Source organism: Brevibacterium sp. 91QC2O2, from assembly GCF_024580695.1.
Taxonomy (GTDB): Bacteria; Actinomycetota; Actinomycetes; order Actinomycetales; family Brevibacteriaceae; genus Brevibacterium; species Brevibacterium moorei.
Window position 1 is genome coordinate 119,670 of record NZ_JANIJY010000007.1, and the last position, 21,521, is coordinate 141,190.

At 67.6% G+C, this 21,521-nt stretch carries 21 protein-coding genes; 8 read left to right on the forward strand and 13 right to left on the reverse strand.

From position 1 onward, the window contains the following. Window positions 1–12: 12 nt before the first annotated feature. Genes NQ036_RS07540 through purM form a run of 3 tightly spaced genes read left to right on the forward strand, consistent with a single transcriptional unit; the run spans window position 13 to window position 2,563 of the window. On the forward strand, window positions 13–900 hold the full coding sequence (locus NQ036_RS07540) for an EamA family transporter (protein WP_257047891.1): 888 nt from the start codon (window positions 13–15) through the stop codon (window positions 898–900). A gap of 10 nt (window positions 901–910) precedes the next feature. Then, window positions 911–1,420: a hypothetical protein gene (locus NQ036_RS07545; protein ID WP_257058051.1), complete on the forward strand. Its 510-nt coding sequence runs from the start codon at window positions 911–913 to the stop codon at window positions 1,418–1,420. A gap of 36 nt (window positions 1,421–1,456) precedes the next feature. Continuing rightward, window positions 1,457–2,563 (forward strand): phosphoribosylformylglycinamidine cyclo-ligase, encoded by a 1,107-nt coding sequence (purM, locus tag NQ036_RS07550; protein WP_257047893.1) that lies wholly within the window; start codon window positions 1,457–1,459, stop codon window positions 2,561–2,563. 27 nt (window positions 2,564–2,590) lie between these two features. Here the strand turns inward: purM and NQ036_RS07555 are convergent, their stop codons facing one another. The 3 genes from NQ036_RS07555 to glpK form a co-directional block, all read right to left on the reverse strand. Continuing rightward, window positions 2,591–3,184 carry a helix-turn-helix domain-containing protein gene (locus tag NQ036_RS07555; protein ID WP_257058053.1) on the reverse strand — a complete coding sequence of 198 codons (594 nt, stop codon included), beginning with the start codon at window positions 3,182–3,184 and terminating at the stop codon, window positions 2,591–2,593. 33 nt (window positions 3,185–3,217) lie between these two features. Beyond that, window positions 3,218–3,466 (reverse strand): DUF3073 domain-containing protein, encoded by a 249-nt coding sequence (locus tag NQ036_RS07560; protein ID WP_257047895.1) that lies wholly within the window; start codon window positions 3,464–3,466, stop codon window positions 3,218–3,220. Window positions 3,467–3,639: 173 nt separating this feature from the next. After that, window positions 3,640–5,193 (reverse strand): glycerol kinase GlpK, encoded by a 1,554-nt coding sequence (glpK, locus tag NQ036_RS07565; RefSeq protein WP_257058057.1) that lies wholly within the window; start codon window positions 5,191–5,193, stop codon window positions 3,640–3,642. A gap of 39 nt (window positions 5,194–5,232) precedes the next feature. Between glpK and NQ036_RS07570 the strand changes: the two genes are divergently transcribed. From NQ036_RS07570 to metE, 3 genes are all read left to right on the forward strand, one after another. Further along, on the forward strand, window positions 5,233–6,048 hold the full coding sequence (locus NQ036_RS07570; RefSeq protein ID WP_257058059.1) for a hypothetical protein: 816 nt from the start codon (window positions 5,233–5,235) through the stop codon (window positions 6,046–6,048). A 111-nt stretch (window positions 6,049–6,159) separates the two neighbouring features. Next, window positions 6,160–7,140, forward strand: a complete 981-nt coding sequence (locus NQ036_RS07575) for a methylenetetrahydrofolate reductase (RefSeq protein ID WP_257058062.1) — start codon at window positions 6,160–6,162, stop codon at window positions 7,138–7,140. After that, window positions 7,137–9,485 (forward strand): 5-methyltetrahydropteroyltriglutamate--homocysteine S-methyltransferase, encoded by a 2,349-nt coding sequence (metE, locus tag NQ036_RS07580; protein WP_257058065.1) that lies wholly within the window; start codon window positions 7,137–7,139, stop codon window positions 9,483–9,485. The genes NQ036_RS07575 and metE overlap by 4 nt, the downstream gene beginning before the upstream one ends. Before the next feature lie 61 nt (window positions 9,486–9,546). On the opposite strand, the gene NQ036_RS07585 is transcribed toward metE, so the two are convergent. The 3 genes from NQ036_RS07585 to NQ036_RS07595 form a co-directional block, all read right to left on the reverse strand. Continuing rightward, window positions 9,547–10,254, reverse strand: a complete 708-nt coding sequence (locus tag NQ036_RS07585; protein WP_257058067.1) for a TIGR00645 family protein — start codon at window positions 10,252–10,254, stop codon at window positions 9,547–9,549. Window positions 10,255–10,334: 80 nt separating this feature from the next. Beyond that, window positions 10,335–10,760, reverse strand: a complete 426-nt coding sequence (locus NQ036_RS07590) for a hypothetical protein (RefSeq protein ID WP_257058072.1) — start codon at window positions 10,758–10,760, stop codon at window positions 10,335–10,337. After that, entirely contained in the window at window positions 10,753–10,941 is a 189-nt protein-coding gene (locus NQ036_RS07595) for a helix-turn-helix transcriptional regulator (protein ID WP_257047905.1), read from the reverse strand. Before NQ036_RS07595 ends, NQ036_RS07590 begins: the two co-directional genes overlap by 8 nt. A gap of 77 nt (window positions 10,942–11,018) precedes the next feature. On the opposite strand from NQ036_RS07595, the gene NQ036_RS07600 reads away from it, so the two are divergent. Continuing rightward, window positions 11,019–11,567 carry a hypothetical protein gene (locus NQ036_RS07600; RefSeq protein ID WP_257058073.1) on the forward strand — a complete coding sequence of 183 codons (549 nt, stop codon included), beginning with the start codon at window positions 11,019–11,021 and terminating at the stop codon, window positions 11,565–11,567. 158 nt (window positions 11,568–11,725) lie between these two features. Beyond that, complete coding sequence (locus NQ036_RS07605) at window positions 11,726–13,363, forward strand: HNH endonuclease signature motif containing protein (protein ID WP_257058074.1); 1,638 nt, start codon at window positions 11,726–11,728, stop codon at window positions 13,361–13,363. Window positions 13,364–13,365: 2 nt separating this feature from the next. On the opposite strand, the gene NQ036_RS07610 is transcribed toward NQ036_RS07605, so the two are convergent. From NQ036_RS07610 to NQ036_RS07640, 7 genes are all read right to left on the reverse strand, one after another. Beyond that, window positions 13,366–14,421 (reverse strand): hypothetical protein, encoded by a 1,056-nt coding sequence (locus NQ036_RS07610; protein ID WP_257058078.1) that lies wholly within the window; start codon window positions 14,419–14,421, stop codon window positions 13,366–13,368. Then, window positions 14,408–15,121 (reverse strand): hypothetical protein, encoded by a 714-nt coding sequence (locus NQ036_RS07615; RefSeq protein WP_257058080.1) that lies wholly within the window; start codon window positions 15,119–15,121, stop codon window positions 14,408–14,410. The genes NQ036_RS07610 and NQ036_RS07615 overlap by 14 nt, the downstream gene beginning before the upstream one ends. After that, window positions 15,105–16,889 carry a VWA domain-containing protein gene (locus tag NQ036_RS07620; protein ID WP_257058083.1) on the reverse strand — a complete coding sequence of 595 codons (1,785 nt, stop codon included), beginning with the start codon at window positions 16,887–16,889 and terminating at the stop codon, window positions 15,105–15,107. Before NQ036_RS07620 ends, NQ036_RS07615 begins: the two co-directional genes overlap by 17 nt. 136 nt (window positions 16,890–17,025) lie before the next feature. Next, complete coding sequence (locus NQ036_RS07625; protein WP_257058085.1) at window positions 17,026–18,822, reverse strand: VWA domain-containing protein; 1,797 nt, start codon at window positions 18,820–18,822, stop codon at window positions 17,026–17,028. A 44-nt stretch (window positions 18,823–18,866) separates the two neighbouring features. Beyond that, a complete protein-coding gene (locus NQ036_RS07630; protein WP_257048873.1) occupies window positions 18,867–19,850 on the reverse strand; it encodes a helix-turn-helix transcriptional regulator in 984 nt (327 codons plus the stop codon). Between the two features lie 53 nt (window positions 19,851–19,903). Beyond that, window positions 19,904–20,749 (reverse strand): helix-turn-helix domain-containing protein, encoded by an 846-nt coding sequence (locus tag NQ036_RS07635; protein WP_257048872.1) that lies wholly within the window; start codon window positions 20,747–20,749, stop codon window positions 19,904–19,906. 81 nt (window positions 20,750–20,830) lie between these two features. Next, window positions 20,831–21,484 carry a LuxR C-terminal-related transcriptional regulator gene (locus NQ036_RS07640; RefSeq protein ID WP_257048871.1) on the reverse strand — a complete coding sequence of 218 codons (654 nt, stop codon included), beginning with the start codon at window positions 21,482–21,484 and terminating at the stop codon, window positions 20,831–20,833. Window positions 21,485–21,521: the final 37 nt, after the last annotated feature.

The window sequence follows — 21,521 nt, forward strand, 5'->3', positions numbered from 1 at the left end:
ATCTGAGACGGCATGGACGGGACATGGCTGGCACTGGTGCTGGCGGGCTCGGTGGCACACGCCGGGTGGAATGCGATCGCCAAGACGGTCGCAGGCCACGGCTATGTCTTCGTCTTCTGCTATCAGGCGCTGCAGGCTGTGCTGTTGTTGGTGGGCTTCGCGGGTGTGTCCCTGCTGGCACCCGGTATGTTGGGGCCGGCCCCGAATTGGATCGCGCTGGGCGCCGGTGCCGTCACGGGGCTGTTGCACATGGCCTATTCCCTGTCCCTGCAGACGGGCTACGAGCGGGCCGACATGTCCGTGGTCTATCCGACGGCCAGGGGAGTGGGCCCGCTGGTGACCATGCTGGTGGCGATCGCGGTGCTCGGCCAGCGCCCCGGCGCCCTTGGCATCATCGGGGGCGTGCTGATCCTGGTCGGGATCACCGTGGTGACGCTGTCGGGTTCGCGCTCCGGGGGCTCCGGCCGGATCGGGGCGGGCATCCGCTGGGGCGCCCTGACGGGCCTGGCGATCGCCGGCTACACGCTGTTCGACGACTTCTCGGTGAACCGGCTGGGCCTGTCCCCGGTGTTGTACTACGGACTGGGCTGCGCCTGCGTGGGCCTGCTGATGGCCCCGCGGGTGCTGCACAGTGCCGGGGCGCGGGCGGAGGTGGCCTTCGTCGTACGCCGCTACGGCAGGCAGACCCTGGCCGTCGGCCTGCTCTCGCCGACGGCCTATCTGCTGGTGCTCTATGCGATGCAACACGTTTCGGTGGCCCTGGTGGCACCGCTGCGGGAGACCTCGATCATCATCGGCACGCTGTTCGCCTGGTGGTTCTTCGGAGAACGTGGCTTGGCGCCCAAGCTGGCGGGCGCGGGCATCGTCCTGGCGGGCATCGCCTGTATCGCGATCGTCTAGACTGGAGCGCATGCCCAGCAATGCTCCACAGCCCGAGGAATCCACCGAGTCCACCGTTCCCGACACCGTTCCGGCCACCCCGGAACCCGCCACCCCGGAACCCCGGCAGTTGCACGAGGACATCCAGGTCCGCGTGCGGCGCAGCCCCAAGTACTCGGTCTTCATCGTCGCGGGCATCGTCCTGGGCTTCATCGTCGCCGGTGTCCTGGCAGTGCTGCCGGTCGACACCTCGCAGCTGACCGGCGAGTTCACCCGGAGCCAGGCCTTCGGCCTGCTCATGGCGATCCTGGGCGTGGTCGGCGGCTTCCTCGGCGCGATCGTGGCGCTGTTGGTGGACCGGCGCGCAACCAAGCGGGCCCGGGTGCTGACGGTGGGCGCCGAATACGTCGCCGAGGCCATTCCGGCTACCGTGGCCGGACCCGTGACGCGCAAGGAGCGGCGGGCGGCGAAGAAGGCCGAGCGGGCTGCCGCGCGTGCGGGGGAGCCCGCGGGGAAGCCCGGCTCCGATATGGGAGAATAGGCGAGTCACCTCCGTCTACCCCGAGAAGGCCAGCGTATGACCACGACACCCGAAACCCCCGCATCCGGGACAACCTATGCCGCAGCAGGCGTGGACGTGGAGGCGGGTGACAGGGCCGTCGAGCTGATGAAGGAGGCGGTCTCGCGCACGCACACCGCCGGTGTGTTCGGCGGGGTCGGCGGTTTCGCCGGGATGTTCGACGTCAGCTTCCTGCACGGCTACAAGCAGCCCCTGCTGGCCACCTCGACCGACGGGGTGGGCACCAAGGTCGCGATCGCGCAGGCCCTGGACATCCACGACACGATCGGCTGGGACCTCGTCGGCATGGTCGTCGACGACATCGTCGTCGCCGGCGCCAAACCGCTGATCATGACCGACTACATCGCCTGTGGGCACGTGGTGCCCCAGCGGATCGCCGACATCGTGCGCGGCGTGGCCGAGGCCTGCACCGCCGCCGGTGTCTCCCTGGTCGGCGGCGAGACCGCCGAGCATCCTGGCCTGTTGGGGCCGGACGAATACGATGTCGCCGGTGCCGCCACCGGGGTGGTGGACGCCGCCGATCTGTTGGGCGCCGAGAAGGTGCGCGCCGGCGATGTGCTCATCGGACTGCCCTCGTCCGGCCTGCACTCCAATGGCTATTCGCTGGTGCGCCGCATCATCGCCGACGCCGGTTGGAAACTGGACCGCGAGGTCCCGGAATTCGGCCGTACCCTGGGCGAGGAGATCCTCACCCCCACCCACGTCTACTCCGGCGAGCTGCTGCGGGTGCTGCAGGAGCATCCGGGTGCCGTGCACTCGATGAGCCATGTGACCGGCGGCGGGCTGTCGGCGAACGTGGCCCGCGTGCTGCCGGTGGGCACCCTGGCCACAATGCGGCGCGGCTCCTGGGAGGTCCCCGCAGTGTTCAACGTGCTGGGCGATCTGGGCGGGGTGCCCGGGGCCGACCGCGAACGCACCTGGAACCTGGGTGTGGGCATGGTGTTGGTGGCCGATGCCGCGGCCGCCGATGCGCTGCTGGCCGCCTACCCCGGTGCGTGGATCCTCGGAGACGTGAGCACCGATGACGGCGCGCTGGCCGGCGATCCCTTCTATGTGCAGGGCGCCAAGGGCGTCGACGGCGGGGCTGCGATCCTGCTCGACTGACCGGCTCTGAAATCAGCGCCGGCGAACTCAGTGCTGGGTGAACGGGGGAACGTGCGTGCGTTCCCCCGCTCTGCTGTAGAGGCTGAGGTATTCGGCGGTGTCATCGGTGCGCTCATTGCCCAGGGCATGGGCCGTGCGCCCGTCGAACTGCACCGCCTGGCCGGCCGTCAGGGTGTAGGTGCGCGGGCCCAGCCGCAGCCACAGGGAACCCGCGACAACATAGAGCCACTCATGGCCCGTGTGCATGCGCAGATCGGCACGGGCGCCCACCCGGCGCGATTCGGCCGGCCGCAGGATGTGCCGGTAGATGCGCAGCGGGGTGTCGGCATGGGCCAGTGCGGTGACGGTTTCGCCTGGCAGGTTCGCCCTGCGGGGGTTCACCCTGGCCTCTGTCAACGGCGGTCCGCCCACCAGATCGTCCAGGGGGACATGGTAGAGGCGCGACAGCGGCAGCAACAGCTCCAGGGTGGCCTTGCGCTCACCGGATTCCAGCCGTGACAGAGTCGAGGCGGAGATATGTGTGGAGTGTCCGACCTCGGCCAGGGTGAGGTTCTTGGCCGTGCGTGCCGCCTTGAGGCGGGTTCCGATGCCGGTCAGGGCCTCGTCGATCGTCGCGTCCATGGCCTTAAGCCTAGCCGCAGCGCGGGAGCCGGTTCAGTTGGACCGGTCGTGATCCTTCGATTCGGACTCCTCGATGACATCGGCCCATTCCGCGTACTTGTCCGCGTAATCCGAATAGTCATCGTCGGGGTCCTCAGCGTAGTCATCCTGGAAATCGGGAGCTGCCTGCTCCGATTCCGAACCGAGTTCCCTCTGGAGAGCATTCAAATCGGTGTCCGGACTGAAATACTTGAGCTTCCGGGCTACCTTGATCTGCTTCGCCTTAGCGCGGCCGCGACCCACAGGCGTCGACCCCCTCCGTCTAGGTCCAGGATGCCCTTATACAGGCCCCGGTGCAATTCTCACAAATGTCCTTATGACGGATAATGTTACCGGTTATCGGCTGCAGTTGCTATTTCGCGGACACGGTCGTGAGATGAGACACGCCGCGGGCCCACTCGCGGTGGGACCCGGCTTCACTCCACCCAGTCGAAGGTTCTGGTCACCGCCTGCTTCCAGCGGGAGAACAATTCCTCCACCCGTTCCCGCGGCATCTGCGGGGTCCAGCGGCGGCCCGGCTGCCAGCGGCCGGTGACATCGTCCTCGTCACGCCAGAAGCCCACCGCGATGCCGGCGGCGAAGGCCGCTCCCAGGGCGGTGACCTCGGTGATCTGCGGGCGCACCACCGGGACCTGCAGGAGGTCGGCTTGGAACTGCATGAGGAAGTCGTTGTCCGTCATCCCGCCGTCGACCCGCAGCTCGCTCAGGGCCACCCCGGAATCGGCGTTCATCGCCTCGATCACCTCGCGGGACTGATAGGCGGTGGACTCCAGGGCCGCGCGCACGATGTGGGCCCGGTTGACGAACCTGGTCAGCCCGACGATCACCCCGCGCGCATCGGGGCGCCAATACGGTGCGAACAGCCCGGAGAAGGCCGGCACGATGTACGTATCGCCCGAATCCGGCACCGACTTCGCCAGGGCCTCGGACTGGGCGGCGTCGGTGAGCATCCCCAGATTGTCGCGTAGCCACTGGATGAGCGAACCGGACACCGCGATCGAGCCCTCCAGGGCGTATACCGGCGCCCGCCCACCCAACTGGTAGGCGACGGTGGTCAGTAGACCGTTATCGCTGATCACCGGCTCACCGCCGGTGTTCATCAGCATGAAGTTGCCGGTGCCGTAGGTGTTCTTCGACTGGCCGGGGGTGAAACAGGCATGCCCGAAGGTGGCGGCCTGCTGATCGCCCAGGATGCCGGCGACCGGCACGCCGGCCAGGAAGCCGTGCGGGCGACCGTGGCCGTAGACCTCGGAAGAGGTGCGGATCTCGGGCAGCATGGACATGGGGATGCCGAAATCGGCTGCGATATCGGCCTCCCAGGACAGGGAGCGGATGTCCATGAGCATCGTGCGCGACGCATTCGTCACATCGGTCAGATGCACCCCGCCCTTGGGCCCGGGGCCCTGCGGGCCACCCGTGAGGTTCCACAGCAACCAGGTGTCGGTGGTGCCGAAGAGCAGGTCCCCGGCCTCGGCCGCGGCGCGCGCACCCGGCACGTTCTCCAGGATCCAGGCGATCTTGGGTCCGGCGAAGTAGGTCGCAAGGGACAGTCCGACGCGCTCGCGGTACCGATCGGCCCCGGCGGGTCCTCCCTCGGGTGCGCCGGCGGCCAGGCGCTCGCAGATCTCGCGGGTCCGGATGTCCTGCCACACGATGGCGTTGTAGACCGGCTCGCCGGTGTGCCGGTTCCACACGACCGTGGTCTCGCGCTGGTTCGTGATCCCCACCGCGGCGATCCGGGAGGCGTCGAGTTCCGCCTTGGACAGGCAGTCGGCGACGGCCCGGCGGACATTGCGCCAGATCTCCAGGGGGTCGTGTTCGACCCAGCCCGCGCGCGGGAAGATCTGCTCGTGTTCCAACTGGCCGATCGACACGATCGAGCCGGCATGGTCGAACAGGATCGCCCGGGACGACGTCGTCCCCTGGTCGATCGCCATCACGTAGTCGCGGGTGGGGCTGCTTGCGGACATGGTTCGATCCTACTAGCGCGCGCCAAGTAGGGTAGCGGTATGCCCTATGCGCGTGACTTCCAGATCGACCTGCGGGTCTTCGAGCCGATCGAAATGCACCCCGATCTGGCTGACTACCCTGTCAGCGAGAACCGGGATATGATCCTGGACCTGGTCGCGGCCGATGCCGATAAGCGATTGCTGAGCCTGCCCCCGGATCCGATCGCCGACTCCTACCGGGGCACGCCTATCTTCATGCCCGGCTCCGAGGCCGGCGACGGGCTGGACCGCGTGTGCCCGGTGCAGGACGATATCCGCTCCTGGGCCGCGCTCGATTCGCTCGAGGACGATCTGCCCAGGGCCGAGCTCGACCTGGTGGTCCCGAAGCCGGCGCGCCGCCGGGCGGCCGCGCACCGGGTCGAATGGCTGCAGGACGACCCCGATCAGCGGATCTTCACCCGGACCGCGGCCTGGGACATCTCCCCGGTGTGGTGGCTGGCACTGGATCCGGAGGAGGACCGGGTGATCGTCAGTGAGCGCGCCGGCGCCCCGTGGGTGCGTATCCGCGTCCCCGTGCTCACCGCCTCGGCCCGGGTCGAATGGGCGGCCGGGGTGCTGGAGGAGAAGTCCCGGTTGACGACTGTGCGGGAATCGACGGTGGCCTTCGGCGAATGGTTGGACTCCTTCGACCTCAACGCGATCGTGGAATTGGACCTGGGCGGGATGACCGGGGTGCTGTGGCCGGACACTGGCGCCGGCCTGGTGACCGAGTGGATCGACTCGCTGGACATGGACAATCCGGAGGGCGCGCGGGCTGCTTTCGAAGAATACTCGAACCACTGGGAGCGCCTGGTGCTGTACGCACGGGCGAACTGAACAGCAGTTATAGACCGCGCCTATGGTGAGTCATATATGGTGCGTATAAATCTATGACCGAATGTGACGCGGCACTTTCCCGGCTCGTCCGGTGGACCTATCGTGGTTGGCATGAACACGACATCGGGAACGGTATCCGCCTCGGCTCCCCTGGACGAGATAGCGCCGGGCGGGCGTCCCTCCGGCCCCGGTGACTCGCGGCTGGCCCTGTCCTTCGAGGTCATCCCGCCGGGCACCGCGGCCGGCCGGGCCCGGTTGCCCGAGCTCATCTCCACCCTCGAAGGCTATGCCCCCGACTATGTGGCGATCACCAGTTCGGGCAAGTCCGGGTGGGCGGCCGGTACGCGCGACTTCGTGCGCGAGCTCGACCAGACCACCCGGCTGCGCCCGCTGGCCCACATCACCTGCATGGGCGCGCCCCGGGCGGAACTGGTCCACCAGGTCGAGGACTTCGTCGACGCGGGGGTCCGCGGTTTCCTGGCGATCCGCGGGGACCTGGAACCGGGGTCCAGCGCCCCTCCGGCGGGGCACCTGGCCCACGCCAACGACTTAGTCGAACTCATCCGGCGGGTCGAGGCCAGGGACTTCGCCCGCTTCGCCGCCGGCCGGTTGTCGGTCGGGGTGGCCGCCTATCCCTCCGGGCACGCGGAATCCACGGGGGTCGACGAGGACATCGACGTGCTGCTGGCCAAGCAGCGGGCCGGCGCTGACTTCGCGATCACCCAGCTCTTCTTCGACCCCGAGGCCTATCTGCGCCTGTTGGAGCGCTCCCGCCTGGCCGGGGTGCACCTGCCGATCGTGCCGGGAATCCTGCCGGTGACCTCGGCGGCCCGGCTGCAGCGGATGGCGCACCTGTCGGGGCTTACGCCCCCGGCGGGGCTGGACGCCCGCCTGGAGAGCGCCTCGGAGGCCGAACAGCGTGACATCGGGTTGGCCTTCACCGCCGAACTGGCCGCACGCCTGCTCGACGGGGGAGCCCCCGGACTGCACATCTACACATTCAACAACCCACGGGTGGTCGGCGATCTGTTCGATCGGATCGACCGCGGACGCCTGACCACCCGAAACCATCAGAGAGAGGCGAGGCAATGACTGCCGAAACCACCCGGCTGCGCGGACCGCAGCTGCCCCAGGCCACCGTCACCGGCTATCCGCGGATCGGGCCGAACCGGGAACTGAAGAAGGCGCTCGAATCCTTCTGGGCCGGCGACATCACGGAGGCCGACCTGGAATCCGCCGCGCACAGCCTGCGCCTTGACACCTATGCCCGGCTGAAGGATCTGGGGCTGACGGAGGCCTATTCGATCCCGGCGGACTTCGCCTGGTACGACCACGTCCTGGAAACGGCGATCACGGTGGGCCTGCAGGGCGGTGCGGTGGACACGGTCACCGCACAGCAGTACTTCGGACTGGCCCGGGGGAACGAGAAGCGGGCGCCGTTGGAGATGACGAAGTGGTTCGATACGAACTACCACTACTTGGTGCCCGAGGTCTCCGGCGACGCCGAGCGGACCTTCACCGCGCGCGCCGACCGACTGCTCAAGCTGGTCAAGGAGGGCCACGACGCGGGGCACACGCTGCGGCCGGTCCTGGTGGGGCCCGTGACCCTGCTGGCCCTGTCCAAGGCGGCCGGCGCCGAGGACGCGGAACCCCTGGCACACCTCGAGAAGCTGGTCGACGCCTACGCCGAGGTGCTGGCGGAGCTGGCCAGGGCCAATGTCGACTGGGTGCAGCTGGACGAGCCGGCCCTGGTCGCGGACCTGGAGACGGCCTCGGACGCTGAGCTCGCCGCCGCCTACAGCCGGGCGTACGAGCGGCTGCTGGAGCCCGTGCCGGGCCGGCAGCGCCCGCAGGTTCTGGTGGCCACACCCTACGGTGCCCTGCAGACCGGGCTGGGCGCCTTGGCGCAGACCCCGCCGGAGGCCGTGCACGTCGACCTGTCGGCCACGGTGCTCGAGCGCGATCCGGAGTACGCTGCGCGCGTGGCCGCCGTGCTGCCGGAATCCGTCGGGCTGGTCGCCGGCGTCATCGACGGGCGCAATGTGTGGGCCGCCGACCTTGAATCCGTGTACGCCCAGGTCTCCGAACTCGGCCGGTCCGTGACCGTGTCGACCGGGACCTCGCTGCTGCACGTGCCCTATTCCCTGGCCCCGGAGACCAAACTCCCCGTCGATGTGGCCGGCTGGCTGTCGTTCGCCGAGGAGAAGGTCTCGGAGGTCGTGGCACTGGGTGATTCGCTCGTCTCCGGCGTCACCGGGCGGGTGCGCTCCTCGAACGCGGCCGTGTTCGAGCGTTCCCGGCGGGCCAAACGGACCCGTGGGGAGTCGAACCGGACCTTCGACGCCGCGGTGCGCAAGCGCACGCAGGGACTGGCGGAGGCCTCGGTCGACCGGGGCGATCCGGCGGCCCGCCGCGCCGCCCAGCACAAGGCCCTGGGGCTGCCGCTGCTGCCGACGACCACGATCGGCTCCTTCCCACAGACCGCCGAGGTGCGGCGGGCCAGGGCGGATTACCGCGCCGGCCGGATCACCTCGGAAGAGTACGTGGAGGCGAATCGGGCGGAGATCAAGCGGGTCGTCGACCTGCAGGAGGAGCTGGGCCTGGACGTGCTGGTCCACGGCGAGCCCGAGCGCAACGACATGGTGCAGTACTTCGCCGAGCACCTGGAGGGCTTCACCACTACGGTGGCCGGCTGGGTGCAGTCCTACGGCAGCCGGTGCACGCGTCCGCCGATTCTGTTCGGTGACGTGTCCCGGCCCGCGCCGATCACCGTGGAGTGGTCGAGCTACACCGCGGGGCTGACCGACAAGCCGGTCAAGGGCATGCTGACCGGGCCGGTGACGATCCTGGCGTGGTCCTTCGTGCGCGACGATGTGCCGCTGGCCGAACCGGCCTTCCAGCTGGGCGTGGCCCTGGGCGACGAGGTGGCCGATCTGGAGGCCGCGGGCCTGCCGATCGTGCAGGTCGACGAACCGGCGCTGCGCGAGCTGCTGCCGCTGCGCGCGGCCGACCGGCAGGCCTATCTGGACTGGGCCGTGAAGTCCTTCCGACTGGTCCACGTCGGGGTGGCGCCGCAGACGCAGATCCACACGCACCTGTGTTACTCCGAGTTCAACCAGATCATCGATGCGATCGCGGCCCTGGACGCCGATGTCACCTCGATCGAGGCGGCGCGCTCGCGGATGGAGCTGTTGGCCGGGCTCGACGAGCACTTCACGTCCGAGATCGGACCGGGCGTCTACGATATCCACTCCCCGCGGGTGCCGGGAGTCGACGAGATCGCAGGGCTGATCGAGGCGGCGCTGGAGCACGTGCCCGCCGATCGGCTGTGGATCAACCCGGACTGCGGGCTGAAGACCAGGGGCTATGCCGAGGTCGAACCGGCACTGCACAATATGGTCGTCGCGCGTGACCGGGTGGTGGCCCAGCTGGGCTGAGCTCCGGTTGTCGGCTGGGCCGGCCGGGTTGGAACCAGCTCGGTCGGCCCGGCCGACCCGCTCAGCGGCGCGGGTGCTTCTTTCCGCCGCCGTTTCCGGCGTGCGACTTGCTGTCGATCCACTGCAGGGCGACGGCGGAGATGATGAAGGCCAGATGGATCACCACCTGCGCGATGATCCCCTCCATCGTGTAGGCACTGCCCTCCTTACCCAGGTTGCCGGCCTTGATGAAGGTCGACAGCAGGTGGATCGAGGAGATGGAGATGATGCTGATCGCCAGCTTCACCTTGAGCACATTGGCGTTGATGTGGTGGAGCCAATCGGGTTCATCGGGATGGTCGTCCACGCCCAGCTTGGACACGAAGATGTCGTAGCCGCCCATGATGACCATGATGAGGAGGTTGGCGATCATGACGACGTCGATCAGCCCCAGGACTGAGAGCATGATCGCGTCCTCGTCCAGGTGGTTCAGATTCTGGGAGACGTTGACGATGAGGTGCCACAGGTCGACGAGGAAGACGATGGCGTAGATCAGCAGGGCGATGGCCAGGCCGATGTACAGGGGCGCCTGGAGCCAGCGGCTGCTGAAGATGAACAGGCCCATCTGGCGGGAGCCCGCGGAGCGCCGGTAGTTGCTGAAGTCGTAGTTGCCGTCCGACATCACCGTGGGGGTGTGGGTGAAACTCGACGCCGGTGTTTCCGGGGGTTTCGGCGCCGGGACCTGGTCCGGGTCTGTTGGCTGGGGTTCGGTCGGCTGGTTGTCGCTCACGCGGAGTCCTTTCGTGCAAAAAACGCGTGCCCCCATTATCGCAGCGGATTATGGGGGTCGGACTCAGAGAGAACCCGGCTTCAGAACCGGCGTGCGGCGATCCAGTTCGCAATCGCCCAGACCAGCATATTGCCCAGGAAGAGGGCGAGTGCCACGTAGAGGAGTGGCGAGGGATTCTCCCGGTAACTCAGTGCGGCCCAGACGTAGAGGGCGAACACCGCCACCAGGTTGAACGCGCCCACCGCGGCCAGGCCGGTCATGCCGATCTGCCGGTCGCGCTCATCGGCGTACTCCAGGGCGTTGACCCGGGCCAGGTCCGTCATCCGGTGCTTGCGCCGGTGAGCGCGGGCCACGGCGATGAGCATGCAGATGAACAGCACACCCATCCAGAAGGTCATCCACCAGTCGTGCGCGATGGCGCTGACGCCGACGGAGCCGGCCAGGAGGACCAGGACGACCACATTGGGCCAGGAGACGAACAGCTTGTGGTTGGACTTCTCAGACATCGAAGACCTCCTCGACAGTGAGGGAGAAGCGACGGGCCAGCGCGACTGCCAGTTTCAGTGAGGGGTCGTAGCGGCCCTTCTCCAGTGAGTTGATCGTCTGCCGGGACACTCCGACCTCCTCGGCCAGCTTCTGCTGGGACAGACCGTGTTCCGTCCGCAGTTCCTTGATCTTGCTCTGCACATGGAAAGCGTACTTGACAATCTGCCCGGATGTAAAGCACGCTTGTCGTGTCAAACACGCTTTCCATAGGAGGAAACATGTTCGGAACCGGAAGTCTCGAGCAATTGCACGCCTTCGTCCAGGGGCTGCCCGACTGGCTGCACTGGGTCGTTGTCATCCTCGTGGCCGCGGTGCCCTTTCTGGAGGTCTACCTGGGTGCGATCCTGGGCATCGTCATCGGCATCCCGGCGCCCGTGGCCATCGGGGCGGCCGTGATCGGCAATATCGCCTCGATGGCGGCCTGCGCGATCCTGGCCGAGAAGGTGAAGAACAGGGTGCGGGAGCGCCGGGCGGCGCAACCCGGTGCCGCAGCGGCCTCGCCGGATGGGTTGGCAAAGGAGCCCGACCCTGCGCCCAAGTCGGAATCCCGCGGTCGGGCCCGGGTCCGCAAGATCTTCGAGCGCTTCGGGGTCCCCGGCGTTGGTGTCCTGGGACAGCTGCTCGTGCCCAGCCAGTTCACCGCGCCCATGCTGGTGTCCCTGGGGGCGGGGCGCGGCCGCGTGATCGTCTGGCAGTGCGTGGGCATCGTGCTGTGGGGCTGCGTGTTCGGGGGCCTCGCCGTCGCCGGAGTCTACGCGGTGTCCTGAAGGGCCAGTCGTGTCAGACGCCAGTCGTGTCAGACCCCTTGCGTAGCCTGGGTGAAAGAGTGGACGAAGCCGCATTCCGGACGCGGACCGGGGAACGGCTCCAGGCGCAAGGGGGCGTCATGCACAGGGGTGGGGAAGAGGAACCGATCGAAGGAGTCGTGCTCGCAGAACTCCTCGGACTGCCGGAGCACGAACGACAACCGGACTGCCATGATGCGCTGGCCTCGGCGATCCGGGGGCAGGCAGCCAGGATCGCCGGCGAGCAGGCCCGCCTGTTCGCCTGGCTCGATCTGGCCGAACGCTCGGGACTGTGGCGGGAGGCGGTGGGGATCTCAGGTTTCGCCCACTGGATCGCCTGGGTTTGCGAGCTCAACATCCATACCGGCAGGGAATACGCCCGCACCCTCAAAGGGCTGCGCCTGATGCCGCGGGTCGCCCAGCTGTTCGCGGCGGGCCGGCTGTCCTATTCGAAGGTCAGGGCGATCACCCGGGCGGCCGGCCGGATCGATCCGGACCGCGCGGCGGATATGGCCGCGGTGGCCACGACTGCGCAACTGGAGCTCATGATCTCGACCTTCGTGCGTGTCGACGATGCGAATCCCGACCGGGGCGGGGCACCGACCGATTCCGAAACAATCCGGCAGATCAACCGGGAGCAGGACCGGTTCGTGTGTCTTGGGCTGGGGGACGGCAGGGCCCGGATCATCGTGGATCTTCCCGAAGCCGAGGCCGCCGAGGTTATGGCCACCGTGCAGAGCCGGCGTGACGGGCTGATCCGGGCGCACCGGGACGGCGTTGCAGAAACCGGCGTTGGAGAAACTGGAGGCCTCGGAGACGATGGCGACGTCCCAGCGGGGACGTGGGGTGCGGTTCCAGGTGGGACTCCGAGCCTGGTCGACGCCTTCCTGACGGCGATCCGCGGCTCGGACAGTGCGGGCTCTGGCAGCGCAGGTGCGGGCCCCGCCATCCTCGATGTCCGGGGCGAGGGACGCCTGGTGGTGCACGTGTCCACCGATGTGCTCGAAGCCGCATTCACCGATTCCAGCGGTGACACGGGCGCCGAACCGGGTCGGGACGTCCCAGCGGGGACGTCACCTGGCGCGGCCGATGCCATCCCGGTCGGCTACGCGGAGGGCTTCGGGCCCCTCGGCGAGGCGACGATCGGTCGGATGACGTGCAACTCCGGTGTGATCGGGGCTCTGGTGGACGAATTCGGCGATGTTCTGGCGGTGGGCCGGACACACCGGCTGGCCACTCGTAGACAGCGCATCGCCCTGCGGGTGCGTGATGTGAGCTGTCAGTTCCCCGGCTGCGCACGGACCATCGGTCTGGAGGTCCACCACATCCGCACCTGGGCCGACGGAGGCCCGACCGATGTGGACAATATGCTGCAGCTGTGTCGGCAGCACCACGTTGCCGTGCACCAGCACCAGCTGCGGATTGTGCGCGGCAATACTCCCTTCACCGGCGCGAATCTATCCGGCACAGGGCAGACCTGCAGCGGATTCCGGTTCTTCACCTCGCACGGGGCCGAAATAGTCCCCAATCCGTGGTCGAACGGGGTCGATGCCACGCTGGGGGATACCGCCACCGGGCCCGGTCCCCACACCGAGTGGCCCACGGGCTGGACGGACGGCTGGCCCGAACGTCGTCCGGACGTCGTGGGGGAAGCCGACAGGATCGCCACGATCGGCGGGGGCTACGGCTTCAACCTGGAGTGGTGTCTGTGGGCGCTGTTCGACATGCAGAAGATCCTGCGCGCTCAGTCGCCTACCGTCATCCAGTCGCCCACCTGAGTTCAGTCGATCGCGTATTTATCGCCGTTCCAGGTCGCCTGGCAGGTGGTCTCGTCGGTTTCGATCGTCAGCCCGTAATTTCCCCAGTCGTCGAACAGGCCCCAGTCGGTGGCGACCATGCCGGAACCCTGGCACTGCGCCACCGTTTCGGAGAAGTCGTACATCTGCATGGGCGAGGTCTGGGAATCCGCGGGTAGCAGGGCTCGGGCCCGTCCGGTCTCGCCCGGGACCACCAGGAACACCATGCCGGTCGAGTCGACGGGAATGCGCAGGAAGTGCAGTTTGTCCTGCCCCGCCGAGTACGACAGGCCACGCGCATCCAGGTCCAGATTCTGCACCGTGCTCAGGTACTCCCCGTCCTCCTTGAGGACCGCGACCTGCGCCGAGTTGTCGTCCTCATCATGGAGGTAGAGGATCAGCTCCACCGCCCCCAGGACAGGGTGGTTGAATCGCACGGCGTCCACGACCGTGCACTGCAGATTGCTGCACTGCTCGATCGCGCCGTTGTCCGGCAGGCTCATCGCATACGTTCCCGGGCGCGAGGCCCCGGCCCGGCCCGCCGCATGCCGCTTGGCGGGCGCGCCGCCGGGGTAGGCTGCGGCCGGACCGCCGTCGGCGGCGCGTGACGCGTCCTGCCCTGAGTTGTCGGTCGAACCCTGCGCGCTCGCGTCGGCACCGGGCTGTCCGGAGGCCTCGGGCGTGGCGGTGACGTGCGAGCCCCGGCCCGACAGATAGCCGATGCCCGTCGCGGCCAGGAGAAGCACCACCACCCCGGCGAGCGCGGAGATGAGGAGCAGCCTGCGGCGTTTGCGTGGTGCGGGGTCGGCGGGCACCGCGGACGTTGCCGGCACGGTGGTCGTCGTAGGGACGCCGGTCGGAGTTCCCATGCCGGTCGGTTGGAAGGGCCACTGGGGAGACCCGGAAGTCGGCTCGGCGGCATGGGGGTGGTCTGGAACCTCATAGTGTTCGGACTCGGACTGGGGCAGCGACCACTGTGGCAGCCCGGACCCGGCCCCCGGCTCTCCCGCAGTGCCGGTGTCGTCGTTATTCGAGGGCATACGCCTTACCATTCCAGCGTGCGGTCTGCGAGTTCACCTTCAGCGTGTAATAGCCCCGATCGTCCAAGGGTCCCCACCGCACGTCGGAGTCCTCATCCAAATCGTCGGCCTCGGGCAGCTCGGAGATGTCCAAGGGCTGGAAGTAACCGTTCGCCATGGGGATCAGACCGTCGGCGGTGCCTCCGTCGACCACGGGGGATTTGATGAACAGCCGTTTCGTGGCGTCGGCGGCAGGCGACAGGAAGTGGAAGGCATTGGTGAGTTCCGCGCCGGTCAGGTCGAAGGTGTTGCCCCACAGGATCGGCACGATCTGCACGGTCTGGTCATCGGCCAGGACCGCGATCCGGCACTTCTCGGAGGGGTCCACGCTCTCGCGCCCGTCGATGTAGAGGACCACGGTCAAGAGGCCCTTGGACTCGTGCTGGTATTCCACCGCATCGGCGAGCTCACAGCTGTCCTCCGTGCACCCCTCGATCGCCGAGGCCGTAGGCGGGTCGACGGGCCGCGCCTGCCCGGCTGTGGCCTCGACCCCGGCGGGACCGGCGACAGAGCTGGTGGGCGAGGCCGCGTCGTCGGCACTACCGGTCGAGGCGAATGCACCGCATCCGCCCAGAGCCAGCGCCAGGGCGAGGAGGATGCTGGGCAGGCGGAATGCCCGCGTCGCACGACACAAAGGGTGGGGCTCAGTTCTCGAGGACATAGCCATCGCCCTTCCTGTGCCAGATATAGGTCTGTGGATTCTCTTCCTTCGCCACGACCTTGATGCGGTAGTAGCCACGCGAATCGATTCCGTCCCAGTCCATGTCGGCTTCTCCCTCGAACGGGATCTGGTCCCAGTCGATGACGGTGCTGTCCGTCCTGGTGAAGTAGCCGTCCTCCTCCATCTTCAGCGACAGAGCCTGAGTGCCGTCCAAGTGCAGAGACTTTCCGAAGATCCAGCCGGATCTGTCCGTCGCAGGGCGCATGAAGCGGAAGTCCTCGGCGACCTCGTCCAGGGGTGAGAAACTCTCCATCGCCGAACCGGTGTCGCCAGGATCGACACCGGCGACCTGCCCCTCCGTAGTCATCACCTTGCCTGCGGAGTCGACGACATAGATGGCACCGTAGGAACCATATGGCTCGCCGGCCGGACCTGTGTTGGACCGAGCCACCATCGCCAGCGTCAATGCGCCCTTGGACGGATGCTGCACCTGGATCGCATCGGTGACCCGGCATTTGTCCGTGATCGTGCAGCCGGGGAAGATGCTCACCGGTGGGGGAGCCACGGAATAGGAGTCGGTGGTCCCGCACAGGCACAGCACGATCTTGGTGATCGTGCCGCTGGGCTTCTGACCCGCCTGGTGGGAATCCGCCCCGTCGAAGTACATGCGGTAGCCCAGGCCGTTGATCGGATCCGCAGCGTAGGTTGCTGCACCATCGGCCACGGGGGTGGGCAGATCGGGATCCTTGTAGAGTTTCTCCGCAGCCGAGATGTCGTCGCCGACCTTCACCCCGTCAAGGGTAGTGGCCTTATCGGTGATGATCTCGCTGAGCTTCCCGTCCACGAAGACCAGGGTGCAGTCACGCCAGACGATCTCCACCCTGCCGGAGCCGGCAACGTCCTCGTCGAAGTCCGCGGCCTGCTTCGCCTGGTCGGCGCTCATGCCCGGGCGTAGTCCACCATATCCATCGGGGGTGAGCTGTTTGGACGTCAGCCCCGGGTTCAGGGTGGCCGCCAGCCGGGTCGTCAACTGGGCGTCGTTGACAGCGTCCCAGCTGGTGCCCTGCGTCGCCTCGGACAGACACGACAGCTGCCTGCTGGTCCGTCCGTCCACCCGGAACCCCACGGTGTGGATGTGCAGGCCGCCGTCGGCGCCCAGGTCCTTGGCCACGGTGCACGGGTTGAGTCTCTCGCCCTGATCGGCGCAGGTGTCGATGCCATCGGACAGCAGCACGATGGAGCGCTCGCCGGAATCGGGCAGCTCCTTCGCCGCGGTCTGCAGTGCCAGGGCGATGGGAGTGTAGCCCGAGGGCTTGATCCCATCGACCTTCGCATCGAAGGCCCTCTTGTCGATCGCCTTGGCCTTCAACAGCGTCGTGACGTCCTTGCAGCCCTTGGCCTGTGCGGAATCCGCGTTCGAGGTCCCCGTCCCGTAGGTCAGCAATGCGGTGCTCTGGCCCTCGGGGATCTTCTCGATCAGTCCGTGCACGGCGCGCTTGGCTGCGGCGAAGCGCTGGCCGGGTGCGTCCTCGGCTTTCATCGAGCCGGATGCGTCGAGCACGATCGCGGTGGGGACCGGCTGGATCTTATCCTGCACGGGCCGGCCCTCGCCGGTTCCCCCGGCCTGGTCAGCGGCCCCATCGGAGGTCTGGCCGCCGGGTGGGAAGGGGAGGAGGGAACAGCCGGTCAGGCCCAGCAGGACGAAGGCCAGCGCTGCGGCGATGACGGCGCTGAGGCCCGCACGCAGGGGTTTGAAGTGAGGGATCACCCCGTGATCGTATTCCACCCCACGGATGCGCCGACCGGGTTTCCGCCCGCCGGGGCATACTGGTTTTCCAAAGTTTTCAGAATCTTCAAAACCCCAGGTCACAGGTCTGCACAGACCATAGTCGAGGGTCGCCCGGCTATTCGGTTACGTACCCATGGCCGTCGTAATGGTATGCGCGGGTCGTGCCATTCGCGGTCGCGTTCAGCACGTAGTGTCCGCTCTGGTCCACATCGCCCAGTTCCAGGGTGTCCCGGTCGAATTGGAAATCTGCGATGTCGGGAACGTCCAGCTCGTAGGTGGTCCCGTACCTGCTGGGTTTCCACATGATGGGGTTCTTCACGCCCGGTGCGCGGAAGAACACGGTGCCGTCGCGGTCGGTTTCGGGGGTGAAGAACTTGAACGAATCGCGGTGCTCGTCGACCTCGGCCGCATCCCAGCGGAAGGCCGGTCCCACTGCCTCCCCGCAACCGCCCTCGGCGTGCGGGTCACAGTCGGCGACGGACGCCGCGGGACTGCCCATCGGATCGGTGACCTTGCCATCGGCATCGACCACCCATAGGAAGCCCGTGGCCGCGGTATCCCCGTACTTCTTCGAGGACTGGTTGTAGACCATCATCATCGTCAGTGTCAGCGGACCCTTCTCCGGGTGCCTGACCTGGACCGCATCGACGGTGCGGCAGGTATCGCCCGTGAGGTGTTCGCATCCGGGGAACATCCGCAGGGGCGGCGGGGCGACGGAGTAGGAGTCGTTCGTGGCGCAATCGCACAGGGTGATCGAGGTGATCTTGCCGCTCGGATTGGCGCCCGGAGTGTGCGCATCGGCACCGGTGAAGGCGATGCGGTAGCCGGTCCCGGTGATGGCATCGGCGGTGTAGCGCGCGGTCCCGTCGACCACCTGGGTGGGCAGGTGCGGGTTCTTATACGTTGACTCCGCCTGCGAGATATCGTCTCCGGGGGCGAGGCCGTCGATGGTGCGGGCGGTCGACGTGGTGATCTCGCGCAGTTTTCCGTCCTCGAACACGACTGTGGCCCCGTGGTAGGCCAGTTCGGCATGGCCGGTGGCGGGGATATCGCCTTCCAGCCCTGCGGCTGTGGCTGCCTGTGCGGTCATCCCCGGTGTCAATCCGTGGTAGCCGGCGGGCGAGAGCCTGGTGTCGGCCAGCGGACGATTCAGCGCGGCGGCCATGCGCGCGCTCAGCTGTGGGCCATTGAGCGCATTCTGGCTGCTCCCACCGGTCTCATCGGCCAGGCAGGTCAGCTGCTTGCTCGTCGGTCCATCGGCCCGGAAGCCCACCGCATGAATGTGCAGGTCTCCGTCGGCGCCCAGCTCCTGGGCGACCCGGCAGGGGTCGAGGCCCTCGGCGTCGTCGGAGCAGGTGTCCACTCCGTCGGTCAGCAGCACGATCTGTCTGGGTCCGCTGCCCGGCAGCTGTGCCGCGGCCTGTTTGAGCGAGTAGGCGATCGGGGTGTAGCCGGCCGGTTTCAGGTCGGTGATGGCGCGTTTGACCCTGCCCTTGTCCACCCGGCCGAATTTCGCCAGGGTCTTGACGTCCCTGCAGCCGGCTGTCTTCTGCGCGAAGGAACTGTCGGTGCCGGTGCCGTAGGCCAGCACTGCCGCCTGTTGTTCCGGTGACAGGGAGTCGATCAGTTTGGTCACGGCACGCTGCGCGCCGGTGAAGCGCACCCCCGGCGCGTCGTCGGCCTTCATCGAGCCCGAGGCGTCGAGCACGATGGCAGTGGGGATCGGCTCGGGCGGCGGGGCGGTCTCCTCCTGCGCCGAGGTTCCCGCCTGCTCGTCCGCCGAGTCACCGGATCCTCCGCCGCCGAAGGGCAGGAACACGCAACCGGTTAACCCGCAGATCAGGATGAGGATGAGGGCTGCGGTAACGGTGGCTGAGAGGCCCGCGTGCCGCGTCGTTGAGTCGGGGATCACATGATGATTCTATTCGGTCGGTCGGGACCAGCGGTCCGAACCGTTCACTGCGCCGCCGGTACGCAGAGGATACTGCCGGCCGGGCGGAGCTCGCCGTCGACGGTGACGCTGCCCAGACCGCACACCTGCTGTTCGGTGCCGGTCATCACCAACATGGGGGAGGTCACCTTCCGCCTGTTCTCCACCTTCCGTTCGAGCGCACGGGCATCGGTGGAGTTCGCTCCGGGGAAGATGCGCATGATCACCCGCTGGCCCGTTTTCATCCCGATCTGATCGAACCGTTCCACGGTGCCCCAGTAGGCGTGGCAGGCGGCCGAGTGCACGAGCTTCACCTCGACCTGTTCCTCATACGCGGACTGCCTCTTCACGACCACGGCATCGCCACTGCACGTGGTCATGCTCGGATCGGCGCCATCCTTGGGGTCGATGTGCCGGGTGAGGCCGACGGCCTCCGAGTGCTCGTCCGAATCCTGGGCAGTCCCGGGGCTCAGTGTCATGGCGGTGATTCCGCCGATCGTGGCCGCGGTGACCAGCCCGGCGGCGATCGCGGTGCCGAACAGGAGCCTCGACCGCGGTCTGCGCCCGTGTGGTTCGGGCTCTGCCGGTTCCGGCGGTGTCTTCGGCAACCCGTTGCCCTGCGCACCGTCGCCGGTGTGCTGGGCCGGTGCCGGACCGGTCGGCTGGGCCGGCGGAGCAGTGGCCGGGTCGATACCCGGCTGGACAACGTCGGCATCCGTCTGCCGGGTCCGTCCCTCTGCGGCCAGGATTCGGGCGCGTTTGCGCAACAGTGGTTGTGGACTCACCTCGAAGTACCGGGCAAGTCGGTAGAGCGTCTTCTCCGAAGGCAGGGAACTGCCATTGAACGCAGCGGAGAGCGTGGCGTTCGACAGCTCGACCTTGGTCGCGATCTTCGCGAGTACGGGGTCGCCGCCCCTCATCCGCAGCACGCGCAGGTCGTAGGCCAGCGAGGCTCGGTCGTCTCTGCTCGCCTCTGGGGTATCCGGGGTCGAAGGTCGTTGCTGTGTCATCGCGGAGGTCCTTGGGCCTGAAAGTGGTCGGGGTGGATGGGGTGAGTAGGGGTTCAGGCGCATACAGGGGGCCCGAGTTCCACCTTCTTCCCCGCAATCCCCACCGTGGCGACACCACAGACCGTCCGGTCGATCTCCGGTTCGACGATCATCGGGGTGTAGACGCTCTGGGCGTTGTCGAAGCGCCTGGTCTGGGCGCGGTCGCTTGTGGGATCCCCCTGCGGGTAGATCGTCATCTCGACGAAGTTCCCACCCGACTTGCCGTCGTAACGGGTGACCCGGCCCCACATGGCCATGCACTGATTCGAGTAGAGCATTTCGATCAGAAAATCCTCGCCGCGCCGCTTCTCCGACAGGGCGATGATCTTGTCGTCCTTGCACCTGGTGGCCATGGGGTCGGCCCCATTGGCGCGTTCCAACAGTGGGTCCGTCGGAGCGAACAGATTCGTCCCGGGGCTCGGCGCGGAGACCAGGCGGCTGCCCAGGACCGAACCCCCGACGGACAGGACTATGGTGAGGATCAATGCGAGGAGCGCCGGACCCGCGGTCAGGGGACGGCGGTACCACTTGGTGGGGGCCGGGTGCGCGGCTGCGGGTACCGGCCCGGCCGAGTGCACGGGCCCGGCCGGCGGGGTCGGCCGGGCCCGGGACTCCGGCGGGACTTCGGTACCCGTGCTATCGCGTTTGCGCCGCAGGTCATCGTAATCGGCGTTGAAGTACTCGACCAGACGGTAGAGGGTGTTGTCGGAGACACTGCCCTTGCCGTTGAAGGTGTCGGACAGGACGGTACGGGACAGCCCGGTGGCCTGCGCGATGTCATCGAGCCGGGGATTGCCCTTACTCAGCCGCAGTTCTCGCAACTCGCGTGCCAGGTCTTTGTGAGTAGATGGCTCTGTCATGGTGCGTCCTGGTTATGCGTTGCTGTTAGGAAGTTCGAAATATCCGAACCTAACCGATTATTCCGGATTCTGTTCCCTTCGTCATCTCCCCAGTTCCGGGGATTGTGCTGGGCAGGGCAGCACACCGTCCTGGACTGCGCGCTGGTAGAGGGCCACCTTGTCGTGTGCCGGCCGCCCGGCCTCGCGGTATTTTCTCCGAATGTGTTTGACATGGTCGGAGACCGTCCCCTCGGAGATACTCAGCGTATGGGCGATCCAGGCTGCGGTGTGTCCCAGCGCGTAGTGGGCGAGGACCTCGGTCTCCCTGGGGGACAGCCCCGCCCGGGGCCAGCGCTCGTCCGGAGCCGGCGGACGCGGGGCACGTGCGTCTTCGCGGCCGTCGGTCGAGGCTGCCCTCTGCAGGGCAAGGGTCAGTGCGGTCACGGGTTCGGCCTTGCTCACCACCCCGATCAGATCGCAATCGCGAAGCGCACGCCGCCGGTAGGGATCCTCATCGCCGATCAGTGCGATGACCACTGCGCCGGCCCGCCGCAGTCTGCTCACATTGTCCTGCGGCAGGATTTCGTCGTTGACATTCAAACCGAGGACCACGATGCCAGGGCACGGGGAACCGGCCAGGAGTTCGGCCACGGTGGGGAAGCCACCGATGAAGGTCAGCTGCGGGAGCTCGCCGGCGGCGGCAACGACGGCTGCGCGGATATACGAATGGTGGGTGTCGACGAGTGCGATGTCCATGGTGGCCTCTCGGAGGTGGTGCCGCTCCTGCCAGGAC